At 69.8% G+C, this 19,294-nt stretch carries 19 protein-coding genes; 9 read left to right on the top strand and 10 right to left on the bottom strand.

All coding sequences use genetic code 11. The features are described from left to right. Positions 1–12 precede the first annotated feature (12 nt). The 4 genes from DEJ30_RS01260 to DEJ30_RS01245 all read right to left on the bottom strand — a co-directional run bounded on the left by DEJ30_RS01260 (position 13) and on the right by DEJ30_RS01245 (position 5,248). Complete coding sequence (locus tag DEJ30_RS01260) at positions 13–1,788, bottom strand: glycerophosphodiester phosphodiesterase family protein (RefSeq protein ID WP_181430050.1); 1,776 nt, start codon at positions 1,786–1,788, stop codon at positions 13–15. Positions 1,789–1,856: 68 nt separating this feature from the next. Further along, entirely contained in the window at positions 1,857–2,870 is a 1,014-nt protein-coding gene (locus DEJ30_RS01255; RefSeq protein WP_110858694.1) for an SDR family NAD(P)-dependent oxidoreductase, read from the bottom strand. Between the two features lie 72 nt (positions 2,871–2,942). Then, positions 2,943–4,034, bottom strand: a complete 1,092-nt coding sequence (locus tag DEJ30_RS01250; RefSeq protein ID WP_146238463.1) for a hypothetical protein — start codon at positions 4,032–4,034, stop codon at positions 2,943–2,945. Between the two features lie 50 nt (positions 4,035–4,084). Next, positions 4,085–5,248, bottom strand: coding sequence for an ABC transporter permease (locus DEJ30_RS01245; RefSeq protein WP_110858692.1), 1,164 nt, complete (start codon positions 5,246–5,248; stop codon positions 4,085–4,087). Between the two features lie 109 nt (positions 5,249–5,357). Here DEJ30_RS01245 and DEJ30_RS01240 point away from each other — a divergent pair, with 109 nt between their 5' ends. After that, the gene (locus DEJ30_RS01240; protein WP_110858691.1) at positions 5,358–5,930 is read left to right on the top strand and encodes a TetR family transcriptional regulator; all 573 of its coding nucleotides are present in this window, start codon (positions 5,358–5,360) and stop codon (positions 5,928–5,930) included. A gap of 58 nt (positions 5,931–5,988) precedes the next feature. On the opposite strand, the gene DEJ30_RS18450 is transcribed toward DEJ30_RS01240, so the two are convergent. After that, the gene (locus DEJ30_RS18450) at positions 5,989–6,111 is read right to left on the bottom strand and encodes a hypothetical protein (protein WP_258369763.1); all 123 of its coding nucleotides are present in this window, start codon (positions 6,109–6,111) and stop codon (positions 5,989–5,991) included. 9 nt (positions 6,112–6,120) lie between these two features. Beyond that, positions 6,121–6,312 carry a hypothetical protein gene (locus tag DEJ30_RS01235; RefSeq protein WP_110858690.1) on the bottom strand — a complete coding sequence of 64 codons (192 nt, stop codon included), beginning with the start codon at positions 6,310–6,312 and terminating at the stop codon, positions 6,121–6,123. A gap of 200 nt (positions 6,313–6,512) precedes the next feature. On the opposite strand from DEJ30_RS01235, the gene DEJ30_RS01230 reads away from it, so the two are divergent. From DEJ30_RS01230 to DEJ30_RS01200, 8 genes are all read left to right on the top strand, one after another. Then, positions 6,513–7,601 carry a sensor histidine kinase gene (locus DEJ30_RS01230; protein WP_181419941.1) on the top strand — a complete coding sequence of 363 codons (1,089 nt, stop codon included), beginning with the start codon at positions 6,513–6,515 and terminating at the stop codon, positions 7,599–7,601. Then, positions 7,601–8,260, top strand: coding sequence for a response regulator transcription factor (locus tag DEJ30_RS01225; RefSeq protein ID WP_110858688.1), 660 nt, complete (start codon positions 7,601–7,603; stop codon positions 8,258–8,260). Before DEJ30_RS01230 ends, DEJ30_RS01225 begins: the two co-directional genes overlap by 1 nt. A gap of 132 nt (positions 8,261–8,392) precedes the next feature. After that, a complete protein-coding gene (locus tag DEJ30_RS01220; protein WP_110858687.1) occupies positions 8,393–10,603 on the top strand; it encodes an MMPL family transporter in 2,211 nt (736 codons plus the stop codon). 147 nt (positions 10,604–10,750) lie between these two features. Further along, on the top strand, positions 10,751–11,056 hold the full coding sequence (locus tag DEJ30_RS18445) for a GntR family transcriptional regulator (protein ID WP_181419940.1): 306 nt from the start codon (positions 10,751–10,753) through the stop codon (positions 11,054–11,056). After that, positions 11,022–11,402, top strand: a complete 381-nt coding sequence (locus tag DEJ30_RS18440; protein WP_181419971.1) for a hypothetical protein — start codon at positions 11,022–11,024, stop codon at positions 11,400–11,402. Before DEJ30_RS18445 ends, DEJ30_RS18440 begins: the two co-directional genes overlap by 35 nt. A 240-nt stretch (positions 11,403–11,642) precedes the next feature. Beyond that, positions 11,643–12,779, top strand: a complete 1,137-nt coding sequence (locus DEJ30_RS01210) for an FAD-dependent oxidoreductase (protein ID WP_110858686.1) — start codon at positions 11,643–11,645, stop codon at positions 12,777–12,779. A 123-nt stretch (positions 12,780–12,902) separates the two neighbouring features. Next, positions 12,903–13,991 carry a glycerate kinase gene (locus tag DEJ30_RS01205; RefSeq protein WP_110858685.1) on the top strand — a complete coding sequence of 363 codons (1,089 nt, stop codon included), beginning with the start codon at positions 12,903–12,905 and terminating at the stop codon, positions 13,989–13,991. Positions 13,992–14,134: 143 nt separating this feature from the next. Beyond that, the gene (locus tag DEJ30_RS01200; RefSeq protein ID WP_110858684.1) at positions 14,135–15,178 is read left to right on the top strand and encodes an NAD(P)-dependent alcohol dehydrogenase; all 1,044 of its coding nucleotides are present in this window, start codon (positions 14,135–14,137) and stop codon (positions 15,176–15,178) included. A gap of 72 nt (positions 15,179–15,250) precedes the next feature. Here the strand turns inward: DEJ30_RS01200 and DEJ30_RS01195 are convergent, their stop codons facing one another. The 4 genes from DEJ30_RS01195 to DEJ30_RS01180 form a co-directional block, all read right to left on the bottom strand. Beyond that, positions 15,251–16,687, bottom strand: coding sequence for a hypothetical protein (locus DEJ30_RS01195; protein ID WP_110858683.1), 1,437 nt, complete (start codon positions 16,685–16,687; stop codon positions 15,251–15,253). Then, positions 16,677–17,540 carry a TIGR03943 family putative permease subunit gene (locus tag DEJ30_RS01190; protein ID WP_110858682.1) on the bottom strand — a complete coding sequence of 288 codons (864 nt, stop codon included), beginning with the start codon at positions 17,538–17,540 and terminating at the stop codon, positions 16,677–16,679. Before DEJ30_RS01190 ends, DEJ30_RS01195 begins: the two co-directional genes overlap by 11 nt. Beyond that, positions 17,527–18,540, bottom strand: coding sequence for a permease (locus DEJ30_RS01185; RefSeq protein ID WP_110858681.1), 1,014 nt, complete (start codon positions 18,538–18,540; stop codon positions 17,527–17,529). Before DEJ30_RS01185 ends, DEJ30_RS01190 begins: the two co-directional genes overlap by 14 nt. A 76-nt stretch (positions 18,541–18,616) precedes the next feature. Continuing rightward, positions 18,617–19,195: a TetR/AcrR family transcriptional regulator gene (locus tag DEJ30_RS01180; protein WP_258369761.1), complete on the bottom strand. Its 579-nt coding sequence runs from the start codon at positions 19,193–19,195 to the stop codon at positions 18,617–18,619. Positions 19,196–19,294 lie beyond the last annotated feature (99 nt).

The following is a 19,294-nucleotide window of genomic DNA, read 5'->3' as shown; positions in this document are numbered from 1 at the left end:
CTACGAGCACCGTCACGGGACGCGGCAGCAGCTGCTGAGTTCGTCCCGGAGCGCTCCAGGTGCTCCGGGACGCTCCTGCGCAACGCGTGCGACCAACACCCTCGCCGCGACGGGACGGTCGGTCACGACGCCGTCCAGGCCGGCGCGCAGCATGACCCGCATCCTGACGTCGCTGTTTGCGGTCCACGCGTAGACCTCTCGTCCACGGAGGTGTGCACTGCGGATCACGGCGGAGGTCACCGATGCCTGCTCCACGGTGTAGAAGCCGACCGGGAGGTCCGGCAGCGGGCCGAAGTGCGGTCCCACGGTCAACCCGATGCGCTGCTCGGGCCGTTGCGCGAGCATCTGACGAACGACGGTCTGGTCCAGCGAGTGGAACCACGTGTCTTCCGGCGGGCCGACACTGTCGAGTTGCGCGAACAGTTCGGCGACCGATCGGTCGTCGGTGGCCGGCGTCGCCTTGAGCTCGATGAGCAGTGGCACGCCGAGTTCCCGTGCGCGGCTGACGTACGCGGACATCGTCGGGATGGTGCCAGCGTTGCCGTGCATCCGTACCGTCGTGCTCGTGACCGCGGCGGTCGTCATCGTGTCGATGTCCTCGTCGCGGCCGGCCAGCACGAGGAGGTTGGTGTCGTGGCTCGTGACGAAGGTACCGTCCCCGGTCTGCTGGACGTCCACCTCGACGCGGTCCGGGTGCAGGGCTGCCGCTGCTTCGAGGCCGGCGATGGTGTTCTCGGGCCCGCCCCGGTCGTACCCACGGTGGGCGATGACCAGGGGATCAGTCGACCGGTGCACGCCGACGGGCTGTGACACGGCACGCGACGGCACGAGGAGCGCAGTGCACCCAACGACGACGACGACCATCACCACGGCGACGATCCGACGGGATGTCGGACCCGGGGCGTCGACCCGTCCGCCGATCGGGCTCGCGATCCCCCTGGCGCTCTGCACGGTCGCCACGACGGAGAACGCGACCGCCTGCGCGGTCACCACCGTGAGCGCGGAGAGGACCAGGACGGGCAGGACGTCGACGACCGCCCGGAGCTGCTCGGAGGGGATGAGTTCGACGAGCGGAGTCGAGGACCAGACGACCAGGACGCGTGCGATCGCGGAGCCGACGAGCAGCACCGCGATCTGTCCCGCGACGGGCAGACCTGCGGAGCGGGTCACGCGGAGGCTCGAGAGCAGGCCCCGGATCGGCCCCTCCCCGGCGACGACCGTGAACGCCGGAGCGAGCACGACTCGGAAGCTGACGAACACGACCAGGGCGGCGAGGCTGCACCAGAGCGCTGCACTGAGCGGCGCCTTGAGGAACTCACGGCCGATGAACGGGGGAACTGCCAGTCCGCCGGTGACCGGCGCGAACACGGTAGTCCCCGCGAGCGGTTGCAGCACGGCGAGCTGCAGTCCGGTCACGAGGATGCCAGGCCGCAGGAGCCGAGGGGCAGCGGACCGGACCCCCCGCAACACCGTACGCACTGACGGTCGCCGGTCGGCCCGTCGGTGATCGGCGACCGCCAGGACGAGGACGGCCCAGCCGAGGGTGGCGGCCAGCGTGAGACCCGCGGCGGTCGCCATGCTGGCGAGAGCGACAGGGTCACCGATCAGGGTGACGAAGCCGGCCGGGGTCGCGGTGACCCCGCCGGCGCGGTCGGTCGCGAGCATGATCGACCACTGTGCCGTTGGGCGCACGATCACCGCGATGACGGCTGAGACCGCCAGGAGCAGCAGCCACACGCGGGCCGGGAGCCGGATCAGCTGGGTGAGCGTGTGGCGGATGGGCGGCACCACATGGCGGACGGGAGGCGCGACACGTGTCCGCATCGCGCCTCCCGTCCGTCGTCTCGTCGGCTCTGTTACTGGATGGACCAGCCGCCGTCGGACGGCAGGACGACCCCGTTGAGGTTCGTGCCGTCGTCGCTGAGGAGGAAGGTGATCGATGCAGCGAGCTGCTGTGCCGTGGCGACCGCCGGAATCGTCTGCAGAAAGGGCTGCAGGCGGGCTGCGCCCATCTCGGAGTCGAACCGGGTCGGGATGCCGGTGGCGACACCGCCCGGCGCGATCGCGTTCACCCGGATCCCGCTCGGGCCGTACATGAACGCGCTGCTCTTCGTCAGTCCGACGACGGCGTGCTTCGACGTCGTGTAGGCCATGCCGGCCGCGTTGCCGCGCAGTGCCGCCTCCGAGGCGATGTTGACCACCGAGCCGCGCCCTGCGGCGAGCATCGCCGGCAGGACCGCACGGGTGAGACGGAACGTCCCGGTGACGTTCACGCCCATGACACGCTCCCACACCGCGTCCGAGGTCTCGTGGAGCGGGGACATGGTGTCGGTGATGCCCGCGACGTTGGCGAGCCCGTCGATGCGGTCGCCCGCGGCCTGGACGACGCGCTGGACGTCGTCCTCGCTCGTGATGTCGCCGACGACCGTCACGACGTCGGCGTCGGGAAGTTCGTCGACCAGTGCTCCCAGACCAGCTTCGGCGATGTCGACCGCGATGACACGGCCACCTTCGCGGGCGATGCGGGACGCGGTGGCGCGGCCGATGCCGCCGCCGGCGCCGGTCACGACGACGGTCTGGCCAGCGAAGCGGCCCGGCACGATGGTCTCGCCGTTGTCGTCCGATGCCCCGTCGGTGGGCATTTCCCCGCCGTTCGCGGCGAGGACGAGGCCGTCGATGGCGGCCTGGGGAAGCTGGCCGTTCGAGAGCGCGACGAGCTGCTGCAGCGGCAGGCCGCGCGCGGGGGTGAGCGTTTCGGGGTCGGTGCCGCCCTGGGCGAGGAGGCCGCGGATGAGTTCACCGCCGACGGGGTGGTCCAGCCACGTGCCGACGGTGGAGGAGCCGGTGAGGATGACGTTGTCGTTCGACATGGTTGTGTCCTTTCTCGGGAGGCGCTCGAGAGCGCCCTCATGGACGGCGTGCGTGTGCACGCCGAGTGGTGGTCAGAATCCGACACCGGCGGCCGCGGTCACGGTCCCGCTCTCGACGCCGTCGGGGGTGCTCGAGCGGCGCTTCCGGGCCACTCGACCGGCCAGCACGGTCAGGACGACTGCGGCGACCGCCCAGATGCCGAGCTGCAGGATCCAACGACCGGCGTTCGCGCCGTCGAAGTAGATGATGCTGCGCATCGCTTCGTAGCCACCTGCGCCGAACCAGCTGTTGTGCACGCCCTGCCAGAACGTCGGCAGCATCGACACGGGGGAACTCCCACCGCTCGAGGGGAAGTTCAGTGCGACGAGGAACAGGATCTGCCCGAAGATCGCCGCGTTGCGGAGGAACGTGTTCAGCACGATGGAGAGCAACCCGACCGTGAACGTGTAGAGCATGCCCACCCCCAGCACTGCGGCGATCTCACCGAAGGTGCGGTCGTAGTCACCGACGAAAATGCTGAGCATCCCGAAGGCGATGACAGGGACGAGGACCGCCGCGATGGCGGCGACACCCGCGGCGGCCCGGGTCGTCGCTCGGGGCATGGCCTGTGCGACGACGGTGATGGTCATGAAGCCGCCGACGGTGCAGGCGACGAGGAGGAAGAACAGCACGCTACCGCCCGGGTCACCACTCGTGGTGGGAGCGACCTCCTTCGCGGTGACCGATCCGCCGAGCTCGTCGGCCACCTGGGCGCCGAGGTCCTGCACGGCGCCGACAGCGGTCCGGCCACCTCCGGAGGCGATGACCGTGGTCACGTTGCCGTCGTTGTCGATGAGGATCGCGCCGGCGGCGTCGCGGTCCGCCACGTCCTGCGTCGCTGCGGCGGTGCTCGTGGTGCGGGTGATCTCGAAGGCACCCTCGGCGCGGTCGTCGACCTTCGCGGCGATCTGCTTCGTGACGCTGGCCGGCCCCGCCACCGTGAGTGGGAAGTCGTGCGGAGCGGGTGCGTGGAGAGCGCTGAGGTAGCAGAGGCTGAAGGTGATGATGAAGAACAGCGGCATCATCACCACGGCGATGATGCGGGTCTTCGTGGAGGCTTGCCGGCGTTCATCGACGGAACCGGTGCTGACGACCTGGTCCAGGTGGTTCTCCGGCATGGTCATGAGGTCGCTGTCGCCGGTGGATTGGGGGGCGCGGTGTTCCGCGTGGGCGTTCATCGGGCAGTCTCCTCGGCGGTCAGTGCGGGCTGCGGTGCGGGCTGTTCCGTTGGTTCGACCACCAGGTGGCGGTGCTCCAGCGGTGCGGGGCGCAGCTCGGCGAGTTCGGCCTGCTGGTGTCGGTTGGTCTTGGTGAGGTGGACCACGAGGTTGACCAGCAGCAGTCCGACGGTCCAGGCGGCCAGCTGCGGCAGCCAGCGTCCGACGCCGTTGCCGCCGAAGTAGATCAGGGACCGGAACGACTCGTAGGCGCCGGCACCGAAGTAGGTGTCGTGGACGTGCTGCCAGAACGTGGGCAACATGTCGTGTGGGATGGCGCCGCCCCCCGACGGGAAGTTGAGGAAGACGACCAGGCCCATGATCGCGATGGTCGCCGCGTTCCCGAGGAACTGTTGCGCGAGGATCGCGATGTTGCCGACGGTGAACACGTAGAGCGCGTCGATCGCGAGGACGCCGACGATGGTTCCGAAGGATGCGCCGTAGTCACCGACGAAGATCGAGGCCATGGCGAACGTGAGGATCGGGGCTGCGATGGCGGACGCTCCGATGACGGCGAACCGGGTGGCGAGCTTCGCCTTCGGAGCGACCTGCATGAGCACGATGATCACGAGGTACCCCGCCAGCGACGAGTAGACGAGGAGGTAGAACAGCGACGTGCCGACGCTGTCTTCCTTCGACAGCGGGGCGACGTCGACGGTCTTCGCGGTCGTCCCCAATTGCTTTGCGACCTGATCGCCGACGGCCTGTACCGCTGAGGCGGCGGGTCGGCCGCCGCCGTTGGCGACGTAGGTGGTGACCGCGAACTGCTGCTTCTCCGCAGCGGAGGCCTTGTCGGCAGCAGTGGTGACCGGCTCGATCTTGATCGCTCCCGTCGTGTCCCGACGCTCGACGCTCCCACGTGCTTCGGTGAGGACGTCGGTCTGAGTCGCGGCGAACGCCGCTTGGTCGTCGAGCTTCGTCGTGATGTCGGTGACGACCTGCGCCGGCCCGGCGATCGTCAATGACAGGTCGTTCGGGGCTGGGTTGTGGATGGCGCTTCCGAACGCGAGCGGGAAGAAGACGACGAAGAACAGCGGCATGACGAACGCGGGCAGGACACGGAGGAGAGCGTTGCGCTCCTTCGGTTCCGCGTCGTCCTGCGGGGGGCTTGCTTGGGACATGACTCTCCTGGATCAACGATGTTGACAACAGTCAACCCTGTTGACAGCCTGTCTGTCAACACCGTTGACAAAATCCGGACGATTGCAGGACAGATGGGATGATCGAACGATGGACGACAAGGGAACGCGCCCGAGGGCGGACCGATCGGCGAAGGTCAAGGACGCCATCAGGGCCGCTGCGACGGCGATGTTCGCCGAGGAGGGCTACCACGCCACCGGTGTGCGGGACATCGCGCGGACCGCCGGTGTCGACCCGGCGATCGTCATCCGCCACTTCGGGTCGAAGGAGGGCCTGTTCCTGGAGACCATGTCGTTGCCCCCCGTGTGGCGGGAAGTGTTCGACGGGCCCGTCGACCAGGTGGGTCACGCGATCACGCGCCTGATCATGAGTGGACGAGAGGGCGGTCTCGGTCCGTACGCCGCGCTCATCCGCGCGTCCGACCGGCCAGAGGTGGCCGAGAAGCTCCGCCGAGCGTTGATCGAAGACTTCGTCATCCCGCTCGCTGCTCGTCTGGATGGGGAGGACGCCGAGCTGCGCGCCCACCTCTTCACGGCGCAGGTGCAAGGCCTGATGGACGTCCTCGCGGTGCGGCCGGACCAGTTCCTGTTGGACACTCCAGCGGACGTCATCGTTCGGTGGTACGGCGCTGCTCTGCAGCGCACGCTGACCGGTGCGCCCTGAAGCGCACGCGCAGAACGCACGGCGGAGTCAGTCACCGCCCCGAAGCGATGGTGCCGGTTCAGCCCTGTTCGGACGATGACCTCGAACCGTCTTCGGACTCGAGGTCGCGGAGGTAGGCGGTGAGGTCGAGTGGTTGCGTGTTGAGGAGCGTGATGTCCTCAGGTCGGATGGCTCGTTGCATGGCCTCGTCCTATCGGTTGATGACGCTGCGGGCACCGGCGTCGACGCCCATGGCGGCGAGGATCGTCATGAACCCCGTGAACCGGATGACTTCGGAGAGCCCCTTGAGGGTTCCCCATGCCGCGATCTGTGGCACACGGATGATCGCTCGGCGCTGCGAGGAACGGGTTGAGGCAAGTGGGGGGCGGGTGGTGACGGTCATGATCGAGTCCTTTCCAGAAGCGATACGTCGATCATCGATCGGCTGCGGATCGTGGGCGTCGTCGATCGGGACCGGCCGATGTACTGCGTTCGCAGTACACGTCACCCTGGCGGAACAGCCACACTCGGATGATGACGAGCACGGGCGACATCGCGCTGCCACGGAATCCCTGGTGGTTGCGGTGGCCGACCGTCCTCCCGATGGGTGCCACCGTCGTCGCGATCATCGCTGCCGTCATCGACAGCGTGCGCATCGTGCTGCACGGCGACACCCTGCTGCTGCTCGTCGGGGTCGTACTCGGTGCCGTGGGCGCCCTGATCGCTGGGCGCTGGCCCTGGCTCGGCCTGCTCCTCGCGGTCGCGGGTACCGCGATGACCGCCGTGCAAGCGTGGGATCCGACTGCTGAATGGACCATTGTCGTGTTCGTGCTCTTCGCGATCACGTTGCGAGGAGCTCCTCCCGTCCGCGGCATCATCGTGAGCGCGTTCCCCGTGTACCTCGTCGTGTCAGTGAACACGGGTGGGTACGTCAGCCCGGATGCGTTGGCAGCGTTCGCAGCGTGCATCGCAGGCGGAGCCGCTGGTGCTGGTATCCGCAGCCAACAGCAGTACTGGGCGAGCTTGCGGGCGCACGCCCGGGAAGCGATCGCGACACGAGATGCGGAAGCCAGTCGGCGAGTCGACGAGGAGCGCCTGCGGATCGCCCGCGACCTCCACGACGTGGTCGGCCACCAGATCGCGGTGGCGAGCATGCACCTCGGCGCAGTCGAAGTGACCGTGCACCACAAGCCGGATGCTGCCGCACGGGCAGCCGCGGAAGCACGCGAAGCCCTCCGCGCGGTGACCGGCGAAACGCAGCAGATCCTCGAGCTCCTGCGTTCCCGTGATCGAACCCCTGACCACACAGTCGCGGGCCTGGCGTCGTTGCCTGCGCTCATCGCATCGTTCGAGGGGGTCGGACTGGACATCCACAGCGACATCACCTTGCCGGCAGGTGAGGTGGCGCCCGTGACCGGGATGACCGTCTACCGCGTCACGCAAGAGGCGCTCACGAACGCCCATCGGTACGGCGCAGGCCAAGTCGCCCTCTCCATCAGCACCGACGGAGGCCACATCACGATCGACGCGCGGAACCGTCGCTCGACAGCAGACAATGGACACGGCAGCGGGTTCGGATTGATCGGCATGCGCGAACGCGTCGCCGCTGCCGGTGGCCTCCTTGACGTCGAGGACGACGAGGCGCATTTCACCGTGCGCGCCTCCATCCCGATCACGGAAGGACCACGCTGATGACGACGATCCTGCTGGTGGATGACCAGGCGATGATCCGCGTGGGACTGCGGACCATCCTCGACTCCCAGGACGACCTCACCGTCGTCGGCGAAGCCGGTGACGGCTTCGAGGCCCTGGAAGCACTCCGCACCACACCGGTCGACGTCGTCCTGCTCGACATACGGATGCCGGGCATCGACGGTGTCGAGACCACGCGTCGGATCCGCGCGACCTTCACGGCCGAGCAGACCAGGATCATCATCCTGACCACGTTCGAGCACGACGACATCGTCGTCGCCGCGCTGCGCGCCGGCGCGAACGGATTCTTGGGCAAGACCGTCGGACCGTCCGAGCTCGTCGCCGGGATCCGAGAAGTCGTGCTCGGTGGCGGTGCGCTCTCCGCGGCCGCACAAGCAGCCGTGATCAGCCAGGTGGCTGCGCAGCCTGCGCGGACAGTGGACCCCGACGTGCTCGCCCGCTTCGACGCCCTCACCCCACGGGAACGGGATGTCGTCGTGGCGATCGCGCACGGCGCCGACAACGAGGAGATCGGCCGGACGATGTTCGTCTCCCCGTTCACGGTGAAGACCCACGCCAACAGGGCCATGGCGAAACTCGGTGCCCGTGACCGAGCGCAACTGGTGTCACTCGCGTACCGGGCAGGCCTGGTCGACTGATTGTTTCTACTGCGATCGCAGTAGAGACGCCGCTTCATCGGGACGACGTCCCGCCGACCTGGTCGCCGGAGCATTGAGGAGTACCAGCCGCACGCCCTTGTGCGGCTTCCACTTCTCCACTCCGGGAGCATCATGCCCAAGGTCCTCGCCGCGATCGGACGCTTCAGCGCCCGGCACCGGCTCATCATCGTCGCCGCTTGGCTGGTGATCTTCGCCGCACTCACCGCGGTGACCGCCACCGGCATGAACACCGACGCGACCGGGTCCGCCGGCAACGACACCCCGGCCGCGAAGGCGCTCACCACCGTGCAAAACAAGTTCGACGTGGGCTCCTCGAACAACGGCGACGCGAAAACGTTGCAGCTGGTCCTCGAGACCCGCGGTGGTGCGAAGGTTACCGACCAGGCCACCGCAGCCGAGATCGCACAGGTCCTCACCGACGCGAAGAGCCTGCCGCACGTGAAGAGTGTCTCCGACCCCTTCGACCAGCAGAGCCCCATGGTCTCGAAGGACCGCACCACCATCGTGTCGACCCTGACGTTCTCCGGCCTCACCGAGGCGAACCAGGAGAAGACCTACGACACCGTCCTGGACTTCGCAGCCGATCAGCGAACCGACTTCCACGCGGAGGTCGGCGGGCACCTCTTCGGCGACACCTACGCCACCTTCGGCCCCGGCGAGGTCGTCGGCGTCCTGATCGCGTTCCTGGTGCTGTTCCTCACCTTCGGCTCGCTGCTCGCAGCCGGAGCGAACATGCTCGTCGCCATCACCGGCGTCGGCATCGGCACCGTCGGGGTTCTCGCGTACTCCGCCATCAACCCGATCCAGGGCACCACGCTGACGCTTGCGACGATGCTCGGTCTCGCAGTCGGCATCGACTACTCGCTGTTCATCCTCACCCGGTTCCGATCCGAGCTCCGCGAAGGACGCACCGTCGTCGACGCCGTCGCCCGAGCGACCGGAACCGCCGGGACTGCCGTCGTCTTCGCCGGCCTCACCGTCATCATCGCCCTCGTCGGACTCGTCGTGACGAACATCGAGACGATCACCGTGATGGGCTTCGCCGGCGCGTTCAGCGTCCTCATGGCCGTGCTCATGTCCCTCACCCTGCTGCCGGTGCTCCTGAAGACCCTCGGCCTGCGCGCGCTGCCCCGCAAGCAGCGCAAGCTCCTCGCCTCCGGCCAGTCCATCCCGCAGCGCCCCGCGGACCGGAAGAGCTTCCTGAATGGTTGGGCCACCTTCGTCACCAAGCGGCCCTGGCTGGCACTCTTCGGCGCCGTCGTCGTCCTTGGCGTCATCGCCGCACCCGTACTCGACATGAAGACCGCGTCGAACATCCCCGGCGGCTCGGACCCCGCCTCGTCTGAGCGGAAGGCGTACAACCTCATCGTCGACGAGTTCGGAGGCATCCAGTCACCGCTCCTCGTCCTCGTGCAGGGCGACGACGTCACGAGCAACCTCACCGCCGTCGAGGACGAAATCACGGCCCTCGACCACGTCGAAGCCGTCGTCCCCGGCCAGGTCACCAAGTCCGACGACGCCGCGCTCTTGACCGTCATCCCGACCGGCGGCCCCATCGCCGACAGCACGAAGCAGCTCGTCACCGACATCCGCGACGAAACCACCGCCATCAGCGGTGTCAGCGTCGAGGTCACCGGTGAGACCGCGATCGGTCTCGACAACACCGCGCAGATGAACCAAGCACTGATCACCTACATCATCGTGATCGTCGCCCTGTCGTTCCTGCTCCTGATCGTGATGTTCCGATCCCTGCTCGTGCCCCTGTTCGCCACCCTCGGCTACCTGTTCTCCGTCGGTGCAGCCTTCGGCGCATCCGTCGCGATCTTCCAGTGGGGCTGGCTCGACCCGCTCATCGCCGCCCCGCAGGGCGACCCGATGCTCAGCATCCTGCCGATCATCCTCGTCGGCGTCCTGTTCGGCCTCGCGATGGACTACCAGGTCTTCCTCGTCTCCCGGATGAAAGAAGAGCACTCCCGAGGCCTCAGCCCGAAGGACGCGGTGCACTCCGGCTTCACCAAGTCCGGCACCGTCCTCGTCGCCGCAGCGACCATCATGGCCGTCGTCTTCGCCGGCTTCGCCACCAGCGAGATGGCCGTCGCCGCCTCCATCGCCGTCGGACTCCTCGTCGGCGTCCTCGCAGACGCCTTCCTGGTCCGGATGATGATCATGCCGGCACTGCTGTCCCTGTGCGGTGAAGCCGCGTGGTGGATGCCCCGCTGGATGCAGAAGATCATCCCGAACCTCGACACCGAAGGCCACGGACTCGACCGCGCCAGCGAACACGATCGAGCGACGGGCAGCATCCCCGTAGCCGCAAACTAGCTCCCCAGACGAAACGGAGCGTCACGCTGCAGCCACAGCGGGACGCTCCGTTTCCTCACCCGGAAGGGGATCGGGTATCGAAACGCTTGCGGCCGTCTCCGGAGTGGCGTTCGAGCTAGGGACTGTAATGCGGTATGCGGTTTTGGCATGCCTGTTCCAAGGTCTCCGGCCAGCCAGGGGCCTCGCCGCCTTCTCCGTGACGTTGTCTATGAGCAGACGCTCGAGGCGATCGAGAACGGCACGCTTGAGGCTGGGGAGCGCCTGAACGATGAGGAGCTCACCAGCTGGCTCGGCGTTTCGCGCACCCCGGTGCGAGAGGCGATCGCGCGACTCGAGTCGGAGGGTCTCGTGGAGATGGGCCGCGAACCGGTATACGCGCGTCGCGAGCCTCTCTGGACCTGCGCACGATCAGGCGGCCATGCTCGTCGCCGCGCTGCACGCGCGGGTGATTGAGCACGCCCACGAGGCGACCGCTGATGCACGGAAGAGGGCTGCTGCTGCTGCTGCTGCTGCTGCTGCGAGCAAGCTCTCCGCTGATGTCGACGCGCACGACATCGAGGCGTACCGAGGTCTGCAGGACGCGGTTGCTGCGCTCATCGCAGGGTTCGATGACCCGCTCTTCACGGCGACGGAAGCGGCGGTGCGCAGCCGGTGCAGTCCATGCTGCTGCTCCGGACGCGAACATCGACTGGGACGCGGCGACTGCAACGGCGGGCGGACTCGCGAAGATCTGACCGTCGACGTTCGGCGTAGGGGACGTCCCGCGAGCCGACCCTTCAGCGCAGCGGTTTCTGCCTGACCCCGAGGTTCACCGCGGCTGCACCGAGTGCGAACCCGAGGACCGGGTCCTCAACTAAAACTGAACAACACGAAAACGACGGCGAAGCGCATCAGCTTTGCCGTCATTTTCGTCGTTCTGACCCGTCAGCCCGGAAGGTCTCACGTCTAGTGAGAAGAATCCGGACCGCGTCGATCTGGCCTTCTCGAGCAGCGCGGGTTCGATTCCCGTCACTCGCTCCGTCGGACGTACGCTCGCCGCATGTCCTCCTCTCCCGGTTCCCCCGAACACATCGCACCCGTGGTCGTCATCGGTGCCGGGGTCGTCGGCGCTGCGACCGCGTACGCGCTCACCGCCCGCGGCGAGTGCGTCCTGCTCGTGGAACAGCACGCCCGCGGGCACCACCTCGGTTCGTCACACGGTGCGACCCGGATCTTCCGGCAGGGCTACGCCGACCCGGAGTACGTCGCGCTGACCACGCGGGCGCTCGAACTGTGGGGAGCGCTCGAGGCCGCTGCTGACGAGGAGCTCATCGTCCGCACGGGGGCCGTCGACCACGGTCGGCCCGAGGTCGTCGACGCGATCGCCGCCGCCCTCGCCGACGCGGACATCCCGCACGAGTTCCTGACCCCGGACCAGGCGGCGGCGCGCTGGCCCGGGATCGCGTTCGAGGGGCGCGTGCTGACCCACTCCTCGGCCGGGCGCATCCGGTCCGACCGGACGATCGAGGCGTTCCTCACGCTGGCCGGACGGACCGGTCTCGCCGACCTGCGGTTCGACACGCGGGTCACCGGGCTCGAGGACCACGGTGACGACGTCACCGTGGCGCTGTCCGACGGCAGCGCGGTCCGTACCGCGTCCGTGGTGGCCGCGGTGGGCTCGTGGGCCCCCACGCTGGTCGGCGGGCTGCTCGCCGGACGCGGGTCGGGCCTCCCGGCCATCCGCGTCACCCAGGAGCAGCCGGCCCACTTCCCCAGCCACCTGCCGGACGCGGCCTGGCCGAGCTTCGTGCACTGGGCCGACGGCGACGACGTCTACGGGCTGCTCACCCCGGGCGAGGGCGTCAAGGTCGGGTTCCACGGCACCGGCCCCGTCGTCGACCCGGACCACCGGGACTCCACGCCGGTGCCGGCCGAGGCCGAACGGCTGCAGGCGTACGTCGCGCGGTACGTGCCGGGGGTGGACGCGACGAAGCCGACGTTCATCAGCTGCCTGTACGACAACTCCCCCGACGAGGACTTCGTCATCGACCGGGTCGGGCCGCTCACCGTGGCGACGGGGTTCTCCGGGCACGGCTTCAAGTTCGCGCCGCTGCTCGGTGAGATGCTCGCGGACCTCGTGACGGGCGGAGTGGCGCACCCGCGCTTCGCCCTGCCGGAGCCGGTGCCCGCGCCCTGACGCACCGACGGGTTCGCCGCACGCCGTCGTGTTCGTTCGACGCCGTCATGTCGTCGAGACGCCGCCGAATCCGGAGGCGTCTCGCGGACGACGCGGCGTCCTGCGCACACGCCGGCGTCTCACATGCGCGCGCACGCCGGCGTCTGGCGACCGGCCACTACGGTGGGAGCCGTGCGCATCATCGTGGCTCCGGACTCGTTCAAGGGCACCGCGACGGCGGCGGCCGTCGCCGGGGCCGTCCGTGCCGGCTGGCTGACCGAGCGGCCCGATGACGACCTGGTGCTCGTCCCGATGGCCGACGGCGGCGAGGGCACGCTCGACGCCTTCGAGACCGCCGTCCCCGGAGCCGTCCGGGTCCCCGTCACCGTGACCGGCCCGGGCGGCACCCGGGTCGGCACACACTGGCTGCGGCTGCCCGACGGCCGCGCGGTGGTGGAGCTCGCGGCGACGAGCGGCCTCCCCCTGCTCGACGCACCGATGCCGGACACGGCGACGAGCCGCGGGTTCGGCGAGGCGATCGCCGCCGCGCTCGACGCCGGTGCCACGGGGCTCGTGCTCGGCATCGGGGGCAGCGCGTCCACCGACGGCGGGCGTCCGGTGCTCGAGGCGCTCGGACTCGACAGCGAAGGCACCGACGGCCTCCGGGCACTCCCCCCGCTCGGCGTCACCGTGCTCACCGACGTGACCTCGCCGCTGCTCGGTCCGAACGGTGCCGCCGCCGTCTTCGGCCCGCAGAAGGGCATCACACCCGACCGTGTGGCGTCCTTCGACGACCGACTCGCCACCTGGGCCGCGCGCTTCCCCGACGTCGATCCGGGCACCCCGGGCGCCGGAGCCGCTGGCGGTGTCGGGTTCGGCCTGCTGGTGTGGGGCGCCGCGCTCGCCGGTGGGGCGGTAGCCGTCGCGGAGGTCCTCGGACTGCCGGCACTGCTCGGCGGTGCCGACGTCGTGATCAGCGGCGAAGGGTGCTTCGACGGCCAGAGCGCCGTCGGCAAGGTGCCCTCGGTGGTCCGTGCCCTGACGGCTGCGCACGCTCCCGGTGCCCGCTCGATGCTCGTCGCCGGCGCGATCGAGGCCCCGCTCGACGACTACTCGGCTGCCGCGTCGCTCACCGTGCTCGCGACGCAGACCACCGGCGAGCCAGACGACGCCCTCGCCGACCCGCTGCGCTTCGCCGCGATCGCCGGGCAGCGGCTCGCCCGGCTCGTCTGAGCGCGGCGCGCGGTCACGCTGGGCCGCGACCCGCCTGTCGGGAGGGCACAGGGGAGTCCTGGTTGTACCTCCCACCCGGCCGCGGGCTCGCGCACACTGGATCCGGGCCGGAACCGGCCCGCACCACCCCCACGAGGAGATCATTGCGCACCGTCAACGCCTACGCGGCACCGTCAGCCACCGAGCCGCTCGTCAAGACCACCATCACCCGTCGTGACGTCGGCCCGAACGACGTCGAGATCGACATCGCCTACGCCGGCATCTGCCACTCGGACATCCACACCGTCCGCGGTGAGTGGGGCCCCATCCAGTACCCGCAGGTCGTCGGCCACGAGATCGTCGGCCACGTCTCCGCCGTCGGCGAGAACGTCACGAAGCACCAGGTCGGCGACCGCGTCGGCGTCGGCTGCATGGTCAACTCGTGCGGCGAGTGCGAGAACTGCGTCGCCGGCAACGAGCAGTACTGCCTCAAGGGCAACATCGGCACCTACGCGAGTGTCGACGCCGACGGCTCGATCACCCAGGGCGGCTACTCGCAGGCCGTCGTGGTGAACGAGGACTTCGTCCTCCGCGTCCCCGAGTCGCTCGACATCGAGAAGGTCGCGCCGCTGCTCTGCGCCGGCATCACCACGTACTCGCCCCTGCACCACTGGAACGCCGGCCCCGGCACCAAGGTCGCCGTCGTCGGCATGGGCGGGCTCGGCCACATGGCCGTCAAGATCGCCGTCGCGCTCGGCGCCGAGGTCACCGTCCTGTCGCAGACCACCTCGAAGCAGGAGGACTCGCTGCGCTACGGCGCGAAGGCCCACTACGCGACGAAGGACCCGGAGACGTTCGAGAAGCTCGCGAACTCCTTCGAGCTCATCATCAACACCGTCTCGGCGAAGATCCCGATGGGCGACTACCTCGGCCTGCTCAAGGTCGACGGCACGCTCGTCAACGTGGGCGCTCCGGCCGAGCCGCTCGAGGTGCCGGCCTTCGCGCTCATCCCGCGTCGGCTCAGCTGGGCGGGTTCCGCCATCGGTGGCATCCGCGAGACCCAGGAGATGCTCGACTTCTGCGCCGAGCACGGCATCCTGCCGGAGACCGAGCTCATCAGCGCCGACCAGGTCAACGAGGCCTACGAGCGCGTGCTGTCCTCGGACGTCCGCTACCGCTTCGTGATCGACGCGGCCACGCTGGCGTAGTCGTCACCACCTGATCGACGGAAGGCCCGGTACCAGCTGGTACCGGGCCTCCAGTCTGTCGTCTCCGGGCCGTCAGCCGACCTCGTCACCGGACGGCAGCGCGCCGCACCAGTCGACGGAGCCCGCGTCGATGCTCGCCTCGAGCGCGCCGGAGGCCGCGTCGACGATACTCACGAGCTCGCCGGTCGCCGACTTCGTCGCGACCGCGACGAACTGGCTGTTCGGGGACGGGCAGACCGCGGTGACGCTCGCGTCGTCCGGGATCGTCACGGGCAGCCGGGAGGCACGTCCCCCGTCCACACGCACGATCCGTGCCGCGATGGTGCCGTCCGACCGCACGTCCCCCAGCACCCGCAGGTACGTGTCGTCGGACAGCTGGGCGATGCGGCCGAGGACGGCCGCATCGGTGCTCGCGGCTGGTGCCTGCAGCGCCGACTTCGACCCGTCGGTCAGGTCCAGCCGCTCGATGCCGGTGCCCGTCTCGACGACGGCCGTGGTGCCGGTGCCGACGAAGCCGTGCAGGTAGGTGGCGCTGCCGAGCCGGACCGGGTCGGCACGACCGCTCATGTCGACGAGCACCAGGTCGTCGCTGCCCGTCCGGACCAGCGCGCTCTCGGTCCGCGGCACGAAGGCCCACTGGGCGACCGTCATCGGCACGGCGCCCGTCTTCGGCTTGCCGTTCGCCGCGATCGCCGTGGGCATGTGGGTGCCCGTCATGTCGACCACGTACAGACCGGTGTTCCGGGACTGCCCGGTCGAGGTGTCGGCGTACTCGAACCCGAACGAGGCACCGTCGTCGGCGACGTGGAGCGCCGTGACGCGGCCCTCGGAGGTCGGCAGGGTGAGGTGTTCGACGGGGGCGTCGGCGTCCTGCACCCCACCGCTCAGCGCCACGATGTCGACGGACGAGCTGGCGTCCGTGCCGCTCACGACCACCAGGGAACGGCCGAGCCGGGCGTACTCCGAGATCGCGGTGCCCTCGTAGACGGTGGTGGCACCTCCGGCATCGAGGGATCGCCGGACGATGCGGTCCTTCGCCCCGGCCTGCCCCGGCACGAGTGCGAGCACGTCGGTGCTGCCGGTGCGGATCGCCGCCGTCAGGTCGGACGTGGCGCGCTGCCCGGGTGCCCGGACCCCCGCGACCGTCACGGTGTACTCGCGGTCGTATGCCAGGGGCCCGGCGAACTCGACCGCGATCGTGTTGCCGCTCGAGGTCACGGTGTGCGCCGCAGCCGGGCTGACCCGGACGTCGTCGGCGGCGACCCGCTGCAGCGCCTGGTTCGCCGTCAGGATCACCCGCTGGGCCGGACGGGTGACGAGACCGGTCGCGTCGTAGGACACGTCGCGGAGCCGCGGGCCCTGCTGCGAGCCGACGACCGCGGCGAGCGCGGCGACCACGGCGAGGACCACCACGACGGCGACGTACCGGCGGTGGAAGCGGTGCGCGACGGGGCGGCGCTCGCGGCGCTGGTCTCCGCGGCGCTGGTCTCCGCGGCGCTCAGAACTCATACGGGTCCTCGGGCTGCGCGATGTCGGTGATCTTCGCGGCCTTGACGACGATGCGGGCGTCGGCGGACTGGTCCGGGTTGGCGGCCAGCGCTCCGCGGACGGTGACCCACTGCCCCTCGTCGGGGGCGGTCCCGTCGCCGTCGCCGGTCACGACGCCGAGGCCGACCGGTTGCGCGTCCACGGCGCAGCAGCTGATCACGAAGCGGGTGAGGGTGAAGGACCCGTCGTCGCCCGGCACCACGAAGCCGGACAGTTCGACCTGCTTGCCGACGAGGGCCGTGGTGTCGGTGGTCTGCCGGATGAGCGCGGCCCAGTCCTTGACGCCGTACTCCGAGGTGTCGACGCCCTCGCTGCCGAGCAGCTGCACCGCGGACTCCGAGCCGGTCGCGTTGGACAGGGTCGCGGAGTCGACGCTCCGCTGCTGGGCGGTCCGGGCGGACAGGGTCGTCGGGGGCAGGACGAGCATCGCGACGGTCACGCCGATCGTGACGACGGCGGCGGCCCCGCCGAGGGCGAGGCGGACGGCGCGACCGCGGCCGGGGCGCGGCTCGTGCGCGTCGGCGTCGGCGTCGTGCCCGTGGGCATCGGCGGCGTCGTCGTGCTCGTCGGCGTGGTGCTCGTCCGCTTCGTCGCCGTGCGTGTGGCCGTACCCGCGTGCGGTGGCCACCAGTCCGGCGATCGACGCGGGTACCCCGACGGCGGCGAGCACGACCGTGAACACCGAGTACCGCGGGTTGATGTACAGGTCGAGGTGCCCGACCAGCGCGAGCCACAGCGTGCAGAGCGCCGCGGCCAGCACCGACCCGAGACCCAGGTACGCGGCCGCGTTGCTGCGTGCATCAGACGAGGACATTCATCACCAATCCGACGGCTCCGGCGAACAGGACGCACACGACGGACAGCAGCACCAGGAAGCGGACCCGGAACGTCGTGCGCAGCAGGGCGATCATCTTGACGTCGATGATCGGCCCGATGATCAGGAAGGCCGTGATCGACCCAGGCAGGAACGTCGACGCGAACGACAGCGCGAAGAAGGCGTCGACGTTCGAGCAGAGCGACACCGTCATCGCCAGCAGCATCATCGCCGCGACGGACAGCACCGGGTTCGAGCCGACGGCCACCAGGGTCGAGCGGGGCACGGCGACCTGGATCGCCGCGGCGAGGCCGGCACCGACGAACAGCGCCGGCATCATCGTCGCCGTCTCGCCACCGAACTGCGCGGCGCTCTGCCGCCAGCGGTGCAGGCCGCGGGGCGCTCCGACGGCCGCACGGCACCGTGCCTCGAAGGCGGGGAGCAGCAGGTCGGCCGGACGGCGGTGCGCGGCGACGATCCAGCCGACGAGGTTCGCGATGACGAACCCGCCGACGATGCGCACCGGCAGGATCCACCCCGACCAGCCGAACGCCTGCGCGGTGCTGATGATGACGAGCGGGTTGAGGATCGGGGCCGCGACGAGGAACGTGACGGCCTCGGCGGGGGTGAACCCGCGCATCATCAGGCCGCGGGCGAGGGGCACGTTGCCGCACTCGCACACCGGGAACAGCATGCCGATCAGGGAGATCACGGCGCGACGGCCGAAGGCGTTCTGCGGCAGGACCTTCTCGAGCGCGCCGACCGGCACCCAGACCTCGACGACGATCGACAGCACGATGCCGAGGACCACGAACGGCAGGGACTCGACGACGACGCTGATCGCCAGCGTGAGGAAGTCCTGCACGACGTCCGGCAGCCCGGTCGACCCGATGCTCGGGGAGAACAGCCGGATGCCGAGCAGGATCACGACGGCGAGCAGCACCAGGCCGGGGCCGGTGAGGCTCCGGGTGCGCTGCGGCGGCCGCGTGGTCGTCGTCACCGGGACAGGATAGGTGACGCGTCCTGCCCGCTGCTGCACGCGAGGCCTCGCACGGTGCGAGGGGGGGGCCGCGCGATCAGCCCGCGGTGACGCCGTCCAGGTGTCGGTCGAGCACGTCGATCGCCCAGTCGCCGGACTCCCCCGGAGCCAGCCGGACGACCTGCATCGCGAGCCCGTCCAGGAGCGCGTGCAGGCGGCAGGCCTCGTACTCCCGGTCGTCCGCCGGCACGCCGAGCAGCCGGAGGATCTCCTCACACCACGTCCGCATCGCCGCGACGGTCCGGTCGAGCGTCGGCCGGAGCGCGACGTCGGTGAGCGCGGCGTTGCCGAGTGCCAGGTAGACCTCGAGCTCGATGACCCGCTCCTCGTCGAGGGGCAGCAGCTCGAGCACGATCCGGCGTGCGCGTCGGGCCGGTGCCAGGTCAGCCGGGATGGCGTCGATGCGCTCCCGCGTCCGGTCGAACACGAGGGCGATGGTGTGCTCGCGGACGCTCGCCTGGGTCGGGAACGTGTAGCGGACCGTGCTCGGCGGCAGTCCGGCCTCGGCGGCGACGTTCCGCACGCTGAGCGCCCCGAGGCCGTCGCGGGCGAGGACCCGGCACGCCGCCTCGGACACGGTGCGGCGCCGTTCGTCGACGTCCATGCTCCTGGCCACGACGCCATACTCGCACAGTCGTACGAACTCGTGCTACCGTCGGTGTCGTTGTCGCACAGTCGTACGACAACGAGAACGAACGACTCCCGCAGGAAAGGA

Origin of the sequence: Curtobacterium sp. MCPF17_003 (genome assembly GCF_003224385.1) — a bacterium.
Lineage (GTDB): Bacteria > Actinomycetota > Actinomycetes > Actinomycetales > Microbacteriaceae > Curtobacterium > Curtobacterium flaccumfaciens.
This window is presented reverse-complemented; position numbering and strand designations above follow the sequence as displayed.